The sequence below is a fragment of the Uliginosibacterium sediminicola genome, assembly GCF_039631295.1.
GTDB classification, from domain to species: domain Bacteria; phylum Pseudomonadota; class Gammaproteobacteria; order Burkholderiales; family Rhodocyclaceae; genus Viridibacterium; species Viridibacterium sediminicola.
In genome coordinates, this window is record NZ_JBDIVE010000010.1 from 154,696 (window position 1) to 166,000 (window position 11,305).

The 11,305-nt window shown below is 62.8% G+C and carries 14 protein-coding genes; 2 read left to right on the plus strand and 12 right to left on the minus strand.

Features of this window, described 5'->3' with window-relative positions; translation table 11 throughout:
- Positions 1-12: 12 nt before the first annotated feature.
- The 12 genes from ABDB84_RS16795 to ABDB84_RS16850 form a co-directional block, all read right to left on the minus strand.
- Positions 13-474, minus strand: a complete 462-nt coding sequence (locus tag ABDB84_RS16795) for a ferritin-like domain-containing protein (protein WP_345920919.1) — start codon at positions 472-474, stop codon at positions 13-15.
- 12 nt (positions 475-486) lie between these two features.
- On the minus strand, positions 487-822 hold the full coding sequence (gene nifW, locus ABDB84_RS16800; RefSeq protein ID WP_345920920.1) for a nitrogenase stabilizing/protective protein NifW: 336 nt from the start codon (positions 820-822) through the stop codon (positions 487-489).
- A complete protein-coding gene (gene cysE / locus ABDB84_RS16805) occupies positions 815-1,573 on the minus strand; it encodes a serine O-acetyltransferase (RefSeq protein WP_428715103.1) in 759 nt (252 codons plus the stop codon). The genes nifW and cysE overlap by 8 nt, the downstream gene beginning before the upstream one ends.
- Before the next feature lie 62 nt (positions 1,574-1,635).
- Positions 1,636-2,775 (minus strand): homocitrate synthase, encoded by a 1,140-nt coding sequence (gene nifV / locus ABDB84_RS16810; protein WP_345920922.1) that lies wholly within the window; start codon positions 2,773-2,775, stop codon positions 1,636-1,638.
- 217 nt (positions 2,776-2,992) lie between these two features.
- The gene (locus ABDB84_RS16815) at positions 2,993-4,042 is read right to left on the minus strand and encodes a hypothetical protein (protein WP_345920923.1); all 1,050 of its coding nucleotides are present in this window, start codon (positions 4,040-4,042) and stop codon (positions 2,993-2,995) included.
- 141 nt (positions 4,043-4,183) lie between these two features.
- Positions 4,184-4,792, minus strand: a complete 609-nt coding sequence (locus tag ABDB84_RS16820; RefSeq protein ID WP_345920924.1) for an HD-GYP domain-containing protein — start codon at positions 4,790-4,792, stop codon at positions 4,184-4,186.
- A gap of 149 nt (positions 4,793-4,941) precedes the next feature.
- On the minus strand, positions 4,942-5,274 hold the full coding sequence (gene fdx / locus ABDB84_RS16825; RefSeq protein ID WP_345920925.1) for an ISC system 2Fe-2S type ferredoxin: 333 nt from the start codon (positions 5,272-5,274) through the stop codon (positions 4,942-4,944).
- Complete coding sequence (gene hscA / locus ABDB84_RS16830; protein WP_345920926.1) at positions 5,271-7,178, minus strand: Fe-S protein assembly chaperone HscA; 1,908 nt, start codon at positions 7,176-7,178, stop codon at positions 5,271-5,273. Before hscA ends, fdx begins: the two co-directional genes overlap by 4 nt.
- Positions 7,179-7,286: 108 nt before the next feature.
- On the minus strand, positions 7,287-7,607 hold the full coding sequence (gene iscA, locus ABDB84_RS16835; protein ID WP_428715102.1) for an iron-sulfur cluster assembly protein IscA: 321 nt from the start codon (positions 7,605-7,607) through the stop codon (positions 7,287-7,289).
- An 11-nt stretch (positions 7,608-7,618) separates the two neighbouring features.
- Positions 7,619-7,969 (minus strand): iron-sulfur cluster insertion protein ErpA, encoded by a 351-nt coding sequence (gene erpA / locus ABDB84_RS16840; RefSeq protein WP_345920927.1) that lies wholly within the window; start codon positions 7,967-7,969, stop codon positions 7,619-7,621.
- Positions 7,970-7,980: 11 nt separating this feature from the next.
- The gene (iscU, locus tag ABDB84_RS16845; protein WP_345920928.1) at positions 7,981-8,403 is read right to left on the minus strand and encodes a Fe-S cluster assembly scaffold IscU; all 423 of its coding nucleotides are present in this window, start codon (positions 8,401-8,403) and stop codon (positions 7,981-7,983) included.
- 123 nt (positions 8,404-8,526) lie between these two features.
- Positions 8,527-9,738: an IscS subfamily cysteine desulfurase gene (locus ABDB84_RS16850; RefSeq protein WP_345920929.1), complete on the minus strand. Its 1,212-nt coding sequence runs from the start codon at positions 9,736-9,738 to the stop codon at positions 8,527-8,529.
- 425 nt (positions 9,739-10,163) lie between these two features.
- Between ABDB84_RS16850 and rsxA the strand changes: the two genes are divergently transcribed.
- Both rsxA and ABDB84_RS16860 read left to right on the plus strand, forming a co-directional pair.
- Positions 10,164-10,754, plus strand: coding sequence for an electron transport complex subunit RsxA (rsxA, locus tag ABDB84_RS16855; RefSeq protein ID WP_345920930.1), 591 nt, complete (start codon positions 10,164-10,166; stop codon positions 10,752-10,754).
- A 22-nt stretch (positions 10,755-10,776) separates the two neighbouring features.
- On the plus strand, positions 10,777-11,304 hold the full coding sequence (locus ABDB84_RS16860; RefSeq protein WP_345920931.1) for an RnfABCDGE type electron transport complex subunit B: 528 nt from the start codon (positions 10,777-10,779) through the stop codon (positions 11,302-11,304).
- Position 11,305 lies beyond the last annotated feature (1 nt).

The following is an 11,305-nucleotide window of genomic DNA, read 5'->3' on the forward strand; positions in this document are numbered from 1 at the left end:
TGGGTCCCGGTTTCAGCTGGCGACCGAGCTGCGTTGCAACCAGTTCTGCAGCAAGGCAACGTGTTCGGCTTCTTCGATGGAGAACTCGGCGGCGACGACGCGGACGGTGTCATCCTGAGTCAGCGAACAGACCTGGCTATAGAAGCGCTGGCTGCGATGCTCGCCTTCTAGCGCGAGGAGCAGGGCCGACTGCACGTCCATCAGCGGATGGATGTCGTCCAGTTCTGGCGCTTCGGGCGATTCGCCACCGGGCCAGCGGAACGCGTTGCGGTCCATCGCCGGGATCTCGTGCAGGCCGCCACGCTCGACGGCTTCGTCGAGGTGCCGCCGGGCGTAGATCGCCATCTTGGCGAAGAAGCTCGCCACTTCGTGGTTGCCAAGGTTTTCCATGGCCGCTGCGAGTTCGACGTAGCGGGCGGCTGCTTCGCGTTCGAGTTGAATCGCGTGCGAAAGAAAGAGCTGGATCTCCGTCATCGCAAACCCTGGTCAGGCCGCCGAAGGCAGCGTGGCGCGCAGGCTGTCCAGCGTCACGCTTTGCTTGCCGTCGGTGTCCTGGAAGACCTTGAAGACCTTCTCTTGTGCCGGCGTCGACTTGACGAAGTCTTCGTAGGCTTGCGACAGCAGGCTGCGATAGCGCGCGTAGAGGCTGGCTTCATCGACCATGCCGGAGAGCTCGGTGTCGCGGCGCAGGTACTGGTAGAAGCGCTTGAGGATGTGCAGGCGGCTGACATTGACGACCGATTGATCGTAAGCCAGGGCAAAGAAGTCGAGGAATTCCTCGGCAGAGGACAAATTCGCAAGACGTGCGGTCAGTTCATTCATGGCGGGGTACTCCTGTGGTGTGGTCAACGCCGGGCGTGCTGCCGTCGAAGCTGGGTTGCGAGCAGGTGTCGTCGCAGTCGCCGCAGGCGCTCTGCACCGCAATGCGCTCGCCTCGCATGCGGAGAACTTCTTTCTCCAGTTCGCTGATCCGTTCGAGCAGGCAGCCAATGGCCTTGCCGACCGGGTCAGGCATCTGGTGGTGATCAAGGTCGATGCCACCGTCGATACGACGCTGGCTTTTGGGCAGGACCATGCGGCCGGGAATGCCGACCACGGTCATGCCGGGGGTGACGTCTTCAATGACGACCGAATTGGCGGCGACGCGGGCGCGGTCGCCCACCGTGATGGCGCCGAGAATCTTGGCGCCGGCGCCGACCACCACGCCGTGGCCCAGGGTCGGGTGGCGTTTGCCGGCGGTCCAGGTGGTGCCGCCGAGGGTGACACCGTGGTAGAGCGTGACATCGTCGCCGATCTCGGCCGTCTCGCCGATCACCACGCAGGCACCGTGGTCGATGAAGAAGCGGCGGCCGATGGTGGCACCGGGATGGATGTCGATATTGGTCAGGAAGCGCGCGATGAACGAGATCAGGCGCGGCAGGTAGCGCAGGCCGGAGGTCCACATGGCATGCGCGAAGCGATGCAGCACTAGCGCCTGGATGCCCGGATAGATGGTCAGCAGCTCCAGGGTGTTGCGCGCCGCCGGGTCGCGCTGGAACACGCAGGCCACGTCTTCACGCAGCATCGCCAGCATGCCCGGACGGGGTGCTTGTTGTGCGGCCGCAGCCAGAGAGTCCATGATCGTGTGTTCAGCTTTCATGAAGCCTCCCGCAGGCTACGCGAGGCTTCAAGGTAGAAGTGGGTCAGATCGGTGGCGCTGGGCTCATGCTTGGTCTGCATGGCGTGGGCGCGGATGCGTTCGATGATCTGTGCCGTCTCCAGCGCCGTCGGGTGCAAGCCCAGATTGGCGTAGGCGGCCTGTACGGCGTGTGAGCCCGAATGCTTGCCGAGCACCAGGCGATGCGAGCGCCCCAGCTCAGCCGGGTCGAAGCCCTGATAGTTACGTTGGTCTTTCATGAGGCCATCCACATGGATTCCGGATTCATGCGTGAATACGCCAGCGCCGACGATGCTCTTGTTGGCGGCCACCGGCCGGCCGGAGGCCTCTTCGACGAGGTGCGAGATCGGCAGCAGCCAGTGCGAGTCGACCCCCAGATCGGCGCCGTGAATGTGGCGCATCGCCATCACCACTTCTTCCAGCGGCGCATTGCCGGCGCGCTCGCCCAGGCCATTGACGGTGGTGTTGGCGTGCGTGGCGCCGGCACGGAAGGCGGCGAGGGTGTTGGCGGTGGCCAGGCCCAGATCGTTGTGGGCGTGGATTTCGATTTCCAGATCGACTGCGCGGCGCAGCTGGGCAATCGCCTCGACGGTGCTGAACGGATCGAGAATGCCCAGCGTGTCGGCAAAGCGCACGCGGCGTGCACCGGCGGCCTGGGCGTGCTCGGCGACGCGGCAGAGGAAGTCGCGGTCGGCGCGCGAGGCGTCTTCCATGCCGACGCTGACATCCAGACCGGCGGCCAGCGCCATCTCGACATTCGGGCGGATCTGCGCCAGCACCCAGTCACGGCTGCGGCGCAGCTTGGACTCGATATGCACATCGGACACCGGGATCGACAGATGCACGATGTCGGCACGGCAGCGCAGGGCGGCGCGCACATCGGTCTCGACCATGCGACCCCAGACCATCAGCAGGGAATCGAGGTGCAGCTCGGCGATGCTGTTGATCACTTCGATCTCGGCTTCACCCATGGCGGGAATGCCGATCTCCATCTCAGGCACGCCGGCCTGCGCCAGTGCCTGGGCAATCGCACACTTCTCTTCTACGGTGAAGGCGACGCCGGCCGTCTGCTCGCCGTCGCGCAAAGTCGTGTCGTTGATGATGAAGCCAGCGTTCATGGAGAACCCCCTCGACAGGGATTCAGCAAGCACCGTGCCACTGGTTAAGTTACTGTTTTAAAAGGTGTGCGGGCGTTGTTCAGGGCGAGAGCCTGTGGGGAATGTGCGCTTTGTCGCAGACAGCGGTCGGCGCGCTGCGCGGTGTGGCGGGCCTGCGCCGGACATGAAAAAGGCTGGATGTCACCGACATCCAGCCTGCAAGGTGATGAGCGTGCGCTTAAGGACGCACTTTGCCCTTCATGTCGATGCCGGCCTTGCCGCTGGCGGCCAGGCTGTCGAGCGAGTCGTAAGCGATCTGCAGGGCGTAGCGGCCGTTGTGATAGGCGGCGCCCGGGTCACGGATCAGGAAGGTGTAGTTATAGACCGCTTGCAAGAGGCGCGGCGTATACGCCTTGTAGCTATTGCTTGGCTTGAGCTCCTCGGGGTCGACCTTGCCATTGCCATTGCTGTCGGCATACCAGTAGGGCGAAGCGGCGGAGGAGTAGGCCAGCGCGCTGCCGCCGACCGCACGTGCGTACTGCTGGATGCCGGCATACAGCTCAGCGAGCTGTTTCTTGAGCTCGACGGCATCGGTTTCGGGCACACCCGTTTTCTCGTCGTCATGGCAGCTGGCGCATTGCTCGCGTTTGAGCTCGCCGCTGTGCGGGTCATGGCAGGCGGTGCACTGGTTCATCTTCTTGGGGTGGTTGTAGCGACCGGCGTAGGTCTTGCCGGCGTACTCGTAGGCCACCTTGGCCTGGGTGCCGTAGAGCGTGGCGCCGGCCGGGTAGTAATGGACGTGGATGAAGGCGATCTTCGGATCCGGCGTATCCACTGGCTTGTCGCCAATCGCTTTGTTGACGCTGTTGGTCGATTCACGCCCCTGGTGACAGGTCATGCACAGATTGGCGTCGTTGTTGCCGGTGTCGACCGTCAGCTCGCTGGGGAAGGTGACCTTGCTGACCGTATTGCGCTCGTAGCTGAGCATGTCGGCATGGCAGTTGGTGCAGGCATAGGCATTCTTGACCAGCTTGGCCGGCGTGTTCTTGCCTTCCTTGAGGTACTGCGGCACGCCTTCCGCGGCGTGACAGCGCGCACAGGGCGCGGGAATCTCTCCGGCCTGATCCCAGTAGTGAAAGGGTTTGGCGTCACGCTTGAAGTGGCCTTTGCCCATTTCAATGCGCGCTCCGCTGCTCTTGCCCGTGCTCGCTTCGCCTTCCTTGGCGGATGCATTGAGCCCGAAACAGCCCAACATCAGCGCGCACATCACGATGATCATTCTTTTCATTGCCAACTCCTTGGACGGTGCCGGCGTGCGGTGGCACCTGCTGCGGTTCGGGGCCCGGCGGGCGCCTTTCCTGGATGCATGCTAGTGTCGCCAGACCCGCTTGGGGCTGGTTCAGATCAAACTCTCATGCGATGGCTGCATTCATTTGCTGGCAGCCTTGTAGCTGCTGTGTTCGATGCGCTCGGCGAAGGCGCGCATCAGTTCGGGATCGTGCTTGCTGCCGCTCTCGGCCTGCAGGATGCGCATGATCTCGCCGTGCGGCTTGGCGTTCTGGTAGCTGCGTGATTCGGCCATGGCGTCGTAGCTGTCGGCGATGCTGATGATGCGCGCGAGCAGCGGGATGTCTTCGCCAGCCAGCCGGTCCGGATAGCCCTGGCCGTCGTAGTGTTCGTGGTGGTGGCGGATGATCCGCGCGGCTTCCTGCGCGCCGTCGATCAGCGTGGCGGCGATGATCTCTTCGCCAATCGCCGAGTGCGCCTGCATCTGCCGCCATTCCTCGGCGTTGAGTTCGCTGGTCTTGAAGAGGATGCGGTCGGGCGTGCCGATCTTGCCGATGTCGTGAAAGCTGGCGGCAATGCGCAGCAAACCCATCTGCTCCGCAGAGAGTCCCAGCCCTTCGCCCAGCTCTTGCGCCAGCCCCAGCACGCGTTCCGAGTGCAGGCGGGTGAGCAGGTCGCGGTAGGCCAGCGCAACCGCCAACGCCTGTGTGTAGGAGTGCAAAGCGGCGTAGGCGGGGTCCGACTGTTCCATGCTCAATTCTCGCTGTGGTGTCGATACGGCGTGACATCGCGCCAAGCGTTATGCCACACGGTTCTAGCGTAGCTGGAACTGTGCCGAGTCTCAATGAGTACAAGGCTGGATTGTGGCCTCAATTGCCGGTTTAGGCCGCCGCGAGGTGATTATTCGCGCGCCAGGTTACGGGTGTGGCGGGGTAGCTCGACGGTGACATCGGCTTGGCCGATCTTGGCACAGCAGGCCAGGCGCGAGGCGGCTTCCAGCCCCCAGGCGGCGTCGAGCTGGTCTTCTTCCTCATCGTCGGGCTGGTTGAGCGAGCTGGCGCCCTGGCGCACGTAAACATGGCAGGTGGCGCAGGCGGCCACTTTTTCACAGGCGTGCTCGATGGCGATGCCGGCGTCGAGCAGGGCGTCGCAGATGCTGATGCCGGGTTTGGCTTCGATGCGGGCGCCTTGCGGGCACAGCTCGGCATGGGGGAGAACGGTCAGCGTGCTCATGTCAGTTCTTCCAGTTTGGTGCCCGAGAGGGCGCGGCGGATGCTGGCATCCATGCGCAGTTCGGCAAAGCGCGTGGTGGCCTGGTTGAGCGCATCGCTCACGCGCTTGAGTTGCTGTGCGTCGCTGCCGCTCTCCAGTTCTTCACCCAGCGCATACATCGCGGCCTGGATGGCGACGTACTCATCATGGCTGAGCAAGGTGTGGCCATCTTCCTGCAGCGCGATGTCAGTAGCGTCGAGCAGGCGGCGTGCATCGACCTGGGCTTCGCGCAGCATGCGCGCGGCCATGTCGGCGTCGGCCTTGCCGTAGGCGTCGAGCAGCATGTCGGTGATTTGATCGTCGTTGAGCCCGTAAGAAGGCTTGACCTGGATCTGCGCCTCGATGCCCGAGGTTTCCTCGCGTGCGCTGACCGACAACAGGCCGTCAGCATCGATCTGGAACGTTACCCGGATGCGTGCCGCACCGGCCACCATCGGCGGGATGCCGCGCAGCTCGAAGCGCGCCAGCGAGCGACAGTCGCTGACCAGCTCGCGCTCGCCTTGCAGCACGTGGATCGCCATTGCGGTCTGGCCGTCCTTGAAAGTGGTGAATTCCTGGGCGCGTGCGGTGGGAATCGTCGAATTGCGCGGAATCACCTTCTCGACCAGGCCGCCCATGGTTTCCAGCCCCAGCGACAGCGGACAGACATCGAGCAGCAGCCAGTCGTCGCCACTGCCCGGTGCGCGATTGCCGGCCAGGATATTGGCCTGCAGCGCGGCGCCCAGGGCGACCACTTCGTCGGGGTTGAGATCGGTCAGCGGCTCGCGACCGAACAGCCCGCGCACGGCCTCGCGTACCTGCGGCATGCGCGTCGAACCACCAACCATGACGACTCCATCGACCTCGTCTGCACGCACACCGGCGTCGCGCAACGCCTTGCGCACCGGCGCAAGACTGCGGGCGATCAGATCCTTCGTCAGCGCCTCGAAAGCCTCGCGGCTGAGGCTGAAGTCGAAGCGGTGTCCGTTCGACAGCGTCCCGGTGACCTGAGTGACAGGTGCACTCGACAGCGTTTCCTTGGCGGCTCGTGCCTGCGCCAGCATCATGCGCGTGTCGTTGGGGGAGGGCGCTGCGAGTGCGAGGTTGGACCCGGTTTGCAGCTCGATCTGTTGTCTGATCCAGTCGGCAATCCGGTGATCGAAATCGTCGCCTCCCAGCGCGGCGTCGCCTGAAGTCGACAGCACTTCAAACACACCGCGGGAGAGTTTGAGAATTGAAATATCGAAGGTGCCGCCACCCAGATCATAGATAGCGAAGGTCCCTTCGGAACCATTGTCGAGGCCGTAGGCAATCGCCGCCGCCGTCGGTTCGTTGAGCAGGCGCAGCACGTTCAGCCCGGCCAGGCGCGCCGCGTCCTTGGTGGCCTGACGCTGGGCGTCGTCGAAATAGGCCGGCACGGTGATCACTGCGCCGACCAGTTCGCCACCCAGCGAGGCTTCGGCACGGCTACGCAGGCTGCGCAGGATCTCGGCCGAGACCTCGACCGGCGATTTGACGCCGGCCCGCGTGTTGAGGCTAAGCATGCCGGGCGCGTCGACAAACTCGTAGGGCATGCTGGCCGGTTCGGCAATGTCCGCCAGACCACGGCCCATGAAGCGCTTGACCGAGACGATGGTATTGCGCGGGTCCTGGATCTGCTCGGCCTGTGCGGCGTAGCCGACGATGATCGGCGCTTCCTCATCGCCGGTGTAGCGCACCACGGAGGGCAGCAGCATCTTGCCGGCCTCGTCGGGCAACACCTTGACGACACTGCTGGCCACCGTGGCGACAAGCGAGTTGGTGGTGCCCAGATCGATGCCGACGGCCAGGCGATGCTGATGGGGCGCAGCGCTCAGTCCGGGTTCGGCAATTTGCAGCAAGGCCATGGTGAAGCTCCGTGGTAAAGCAGTGTCGCAAGAGTCCCCTCCGCCCGCGTGCAGCGGGCAGTGTCAGCGCGTGCTGTGCTGTGCTGCGCGGAGAGGTAAGCCGGGCGGTTAAACGGCGAAGCTTTCGCCGCAACCGCAGGCGGCCTTGGCATTCGGATTGTTGAACTTGAAGCCTTCGTTGAGACCTTCGCGCACGAAGTCCAGCTCGGTGCCATCGAGGATCACATGGCTCTTCGGATCAACGACGATGGTCACGCCATTGCTCTCGAAGAGCTGGTCTTCCGCTTCCGGCGTATCGACGAATTCGAGCGCGTAGGCGAGGCCGGAGCAACCGCTGGTCTTGACGGCCAGACGCAGGCCGACACCACCGCCACGCTTGATCAGACTCTTCTGCACATGCCGTGCAGCAGCAGGGCTGACTGTGATCATGATGAAGCTCCTTAGACCGAGAACGAGCTGCCGCAACCGCAGGTCGAGGTTGCGTTCGGATTGCGGATGACAAAGCGCGAACCTTCGAGGCCGTCTTCGAAATCGATCTCGGCGCCCATCAGGTACTGCATGCTCATTGCATCGACGACCAGCTTGACGCCGCCCTTTTCGATGGCCATGTCGTCTTCCTTGTCTTCTTCTTCGAAGGCGAAGCCGTACTGGAAGCCCGAGCAGCCTCCGCCGGAGACATAGACGCGCAGCTTCAGCGCGGGATTGCCTTCTTCGGCGATCATTTCAGCGACCTTGCTGGCCGCTGCGTCGGAGAAGTTGATCGGCGAGGGCATTTCAGTGACTGCATTCATGACGCTTCCTTTCAGGCGGCTTGTTCGACGACGACGGCGGGGCAGGCACCATCCGCTTGCTGCTTGGTGCGGAAGTCGGCGACAGCGGCCTTGATGGCGTCTTCGGCGAGGATCGAACAGTGGATCTTGACCGGCGGCAGGGCCAGCTCTTCGGCGATGTCGGTGTTCTTGATGGCCAGCGCTTCGTCGAGCGTCTTGCCCTTGACCCATTCGGTGACCAGGGAGGACGAGGCAATTGCCGAGCCACAGCCATAGGTCTTGAATTTCGCGTCCTCGATGACGCCGGCCGCATTGACCTTGATCTGCAGCTTCATCACATCGCCGCAGGCTGGCGCGCCAACCATGCCGGTGCCCACATCATCATCCGCCGAAGACATCGAGCCAACGTTGCGGGGATTGTCGTAGTGATCCAGAACCTTGTCGCTATATGCCATTTGCTTGCTCCTTTCAGTCGCGAGGCTTAGGGGCTGGAGGCTATGGACTAGATTGAGTTTCCGCGCGCTGGTGCGCGCGCATGCTTTCTCTAGCCCCTTATCCCTAGCTCCTAGTCCCTCAAATCAATGTGCAGCCCACTGCACGGAATTCAGATCGATACCTTCGCGATGCATGTCCCACAGCGGCGAGAGCTCGCGCAGCTTGCTGACGGCAGTGGAGATTTTCTCGATCACCGCATCGACTTCGTCCTGCGTGGTGAAGCGACCGATCGAGAAGCGGATCGAGCTGTGCGCAAGCTCGTCGCTGCGGCCCAGCGCGCGCAGCACATAGGAGGGTTCCAGACTGGCCGAGGTACAGGCCGAGCCGGAGGAGACCGCCACATCCTTGATGCCCATCAGCAGCGATTCGCCTTCGACGAAGTTGAAGCTGAGGTTGAGGTTGTGCGGCACGCGGCGTTCCAGATCGCCGTTGAGGAAGACCTGGTCGAGCTTGACCAAGCCATTCATCAGGCGGTCGCGCAGCCAGCGGATGCGTTCGTTCTCGGTGCCCATGGCTTCACGGGCGATCCAGTAGGCTTCGCCCATGCCGACGATCTGGTGGGTCGGTAAGGTGCCGGAGCGCATGCCACGTTCATGACCGCCGCCGTGGATCAGCGCTTCGATGCGCACACGCGGCTTGCGGCAGACGTAGAGGGCGCCGATGCCCTTGGGGCCGTAGGTCTTGTGCGCCGACATCGACATCATGTCGATCGGCAGCTCGTCGAGATTGATGTCGACCTTGCCGGTGGCCTGTGCGGCATCGACGTGGAACAGGATGCCCTTGTCACGACAGATGGTGCCCAGTGCGGCGACGTCCTGGATCACGCCGATCTCGTTATTGACGAACATCACCGAGGCGAGAATGGTGTCGGGGCGGATCGCTGCCTTGAAAGCTTCGATGTCGAGCAGGCCGTTTTCCTGCACATCGAGGTAGCTGACTTCGAAGCCGTCGCGTTCGAGTTCGCGGCAGGTATCGAGCACCGCCTTGTGTTCGGTCTTGACGGTGATGATGTGCTTGCCGCGTGCCGCGTGGAAACGCGCTGCACCCTTGATGGCGAGATTATTCGATTCGGTTGCGCCCGAGGTCCACACGATTTCGCGGGGATCTGCACCGACCAGTGCCGCCACTTGTTCGCGGGCAATTTCCACCGCCTCTTCCGCCGCCCAGCCGTAGCTGTGCGAGCGGCTGGCCGGATTGCCGAAGTTGTCGAAGAGCCAGGGCATCATCTTTGCGACAACGCGTGGATCGACAGGTGTAGTAGCGGAATAGTCCAGATAGATCGGGCGGTTCGTCATCTTTCTCTCCTGCTTTGATTCGGGCATTCGCTTGGCGTGAATCAGCCTGCAGGACCCTCTAAGCAACTTGCGAACCAGTTTTGAATTTTGATCTGGATCAAGTGTTTAGCGCATTTTCTGCGGCGCCGCAGCGAAACGTGTCGAACACGATGTCGAATTTGTCGCATAGCTGACGCGTCACTTGCGCATGGATTTGTCAGCTGCTGCTGCGGCCAACGGGCGCGCACGCACGTGTACGCACGCGCGCCCGTTGCGCGCCGAACGCTGTTCGTCGTGGCGGCTTGATGTCGTGTTTCGCGCTGTGTGACAAGCCCGACAAAGGCCTCTTCGAGATTGCCGCGTAGTCGAAGCAAGTGATTGATGAGAAATGACTTTGTTTCTCTGGCACAGGCCATGCATAGCAGCGGGAAACAGGAGGTTTCCCCATGCGCGAAATGTTGCTCACCATCATTGGCATAGTGCTCGTCAACAACGTGGTGCTGGTCAAGTTTCTAGGTCTGTGTCCCTTCATGGGCGTGTCGAACAAAATTGACGGCGCCGTCGGTATGGGTCTGGCTACGACCTTTGTGATGACTTTGTCATCCGCTGCGGCGTGGGCGCTGGAGAACTGGTTGCTGATCGCATTCGACCTGGTCTATCTGCGCATCCTCACCTACATCCTGGTCATTGCGGCGGTGGTGCAGTTTGTCGAAATGTTTGTCAAGAAAGTCACCCCGGATCTGTATCGCGTGCTCGGCATCTACCTGCCGCTGATCACCACCAACTGTGCCGTGCTGGGTATTCCGCTGATCAATGCACAGGCCAAGGCGGGGCTCGGGCTGGCGGTGATCAACGGCTTTGCTTCCGGGCTCGGGTTCTCGCTGGTGATGATCATCTTCGCCGGTCTGCGCGAACGCCTGGCCCTGGTCCGCGTGCCGGCGACCTTCAGCGGTGCGCCGATTGCCTACATCACGGCCAGCCTGCTGGCGCTGGCCTTCATGGGTTTCACCGGTCTCGCGCCAGCAAGCATTCACTGACATATTCAAGGAGGCCAGGAACATGTTAACTGCCATGGTGAGTCTTGCCGCGATCAGCTCCGGTCTGGGGCTGGTGCTGGGCATCGCAGCGAAGAAGCTGCATGTCGAGGGTGATGCGCGGGTGGAAGAAGTGATGGCCATGCTGCCTGCCGCCAACTGCGGTCAGTGCGGCTTTCCCGGCTGTGCCGGTGCGGCCCAGGCGATTGTCGCCGGTGAGGCTTCGCCCAGCTGCTGCCCGCCCGGCGGCAAGGTGGTTGCGCAGACGATTGCCGATCACCTGGGCATCAAGCTCGATGACGGTGGCGAGGCGCCGCGTCCGATGGTGGCCACCATCCAGGAGGCGATCTGCATCGGCTGCACCAAGTGTTTCCGTACCTGCCCGTCCGACGCCATCATCGGCAGCACCAAGCAGCTGCATACGGTGATGGATGAAGCCTGCACCGGTTGCAACCAATGCACCGAAAAATGCCCGACCGGCGCGATCTGCATGATCGAAGTGCCCGAGACCCTCGGCACCTGGGTCATGCCCAAACCTGCCATGGTGTCCTGAC

What these genes read in the sequence shown, in the direction of transcription:
- ABDB84_RS16850 (WP_345920929.1), bottom strand. Translation starts at nt 9,738, where the DNA reads ATGACGAACCGCCCGATCTATCTGGACTATTCCGCTACTACACCTGTC.
- rsxA (WP_345920930.1), top strand. Translation starts at nt 10,164, where the DNA reads ATGCGCGAAATGTTGCTCACCATCATTGGCATAGTGCTCGTCAACAAC.
- ABDB84_RS16815 (WP_345920923.1), bottom strand. Translation starts at nt 4,042, where the DNA reads ATGAAAAGAATGATCATCGTGATGTGCGCGCTGATGTTGGGCTGTTTC.
- iscU (WP_345920928.1), bottom strand. Translation starts at nt 8,403, where the DNA reads ATGGCATATAGCGACAAGGTTCTGGATCACTACGACAATCCCCGCAAC.
- iscA (WP_428715102.1), bottom strand. Translation starts at nt 7,607, where the DNA reads ATGATCACAGTCAGCCCTGCTGCTGCACGGCATGTGCAGAAGAGTCTG.
- hscA (WP_345920926.1), bottom strand. Translation starts at nt 7,178, where the DNA reads ATGGCCTTGCTGCAAATTGCCGAACCCGGACTGAGCGCTGCGCCCCAT.
- erpA (WP_345920927.1), bottom strand. Translation starts at nt 7,969, where the DNA reads ATGAATGCAGTCACTGAAATGCCCTCGCCGATCAACTTCTCCGACGCA.
- fdx (WP_345920925.1), bottom strand. Translation starts at nt 5,274, where the DNA reads ATGAGCACGCTGACCGTTCTCCCCCATGCCGAGCTGTGCCCGCAAGGC.
- cysE (WP_428715103.1), bottom strand. Translation starts at nt 1,573, where the DNA reads ATGCTGGCGATGCTGCGTGAAGACGTGGCCTGCGTGTTCCAGCGCGAC.
- ABDB84_RS16860 (WP_345920931.1), top strand. Translation starts at nt 10,777, where the DNA reads ATGTTAACTGCCATGGTGAGTCTTGCCGCGATCAGCTCCGGTCTGGGG.
- nifV (WP_345920922.1), bottom strand. Translation starts at nt 2,775, where the DNA reads ATGAACGCTGGCTTCATCATCAACGACACGACTTTGCGCGACGGCGAG.
- nifW (WP_345920920.1), bottom strand. Translation starts at nt 822, where the DNA reads ATGAATGAACTGACCGCACGTCTTGCGAATTTGTCCTCTGCCGAGGAA.
- ABDB84_RS16820 (WP_345920924.1), bottom strand. Translation starts at nt 4,792, where the DNA reads ATGGAACAGTCGGACCCCGCCTACGCCGCTTTGCACTCCTACACACAG.
- ABDB84_RS16795 (WP_345920919.1), bottom strand. Translation starts at nt 474, where the DNA reads ATGACGGAGATCCAGCTCTTTCTTTCGCACGCGATTCAACTCGAACGC.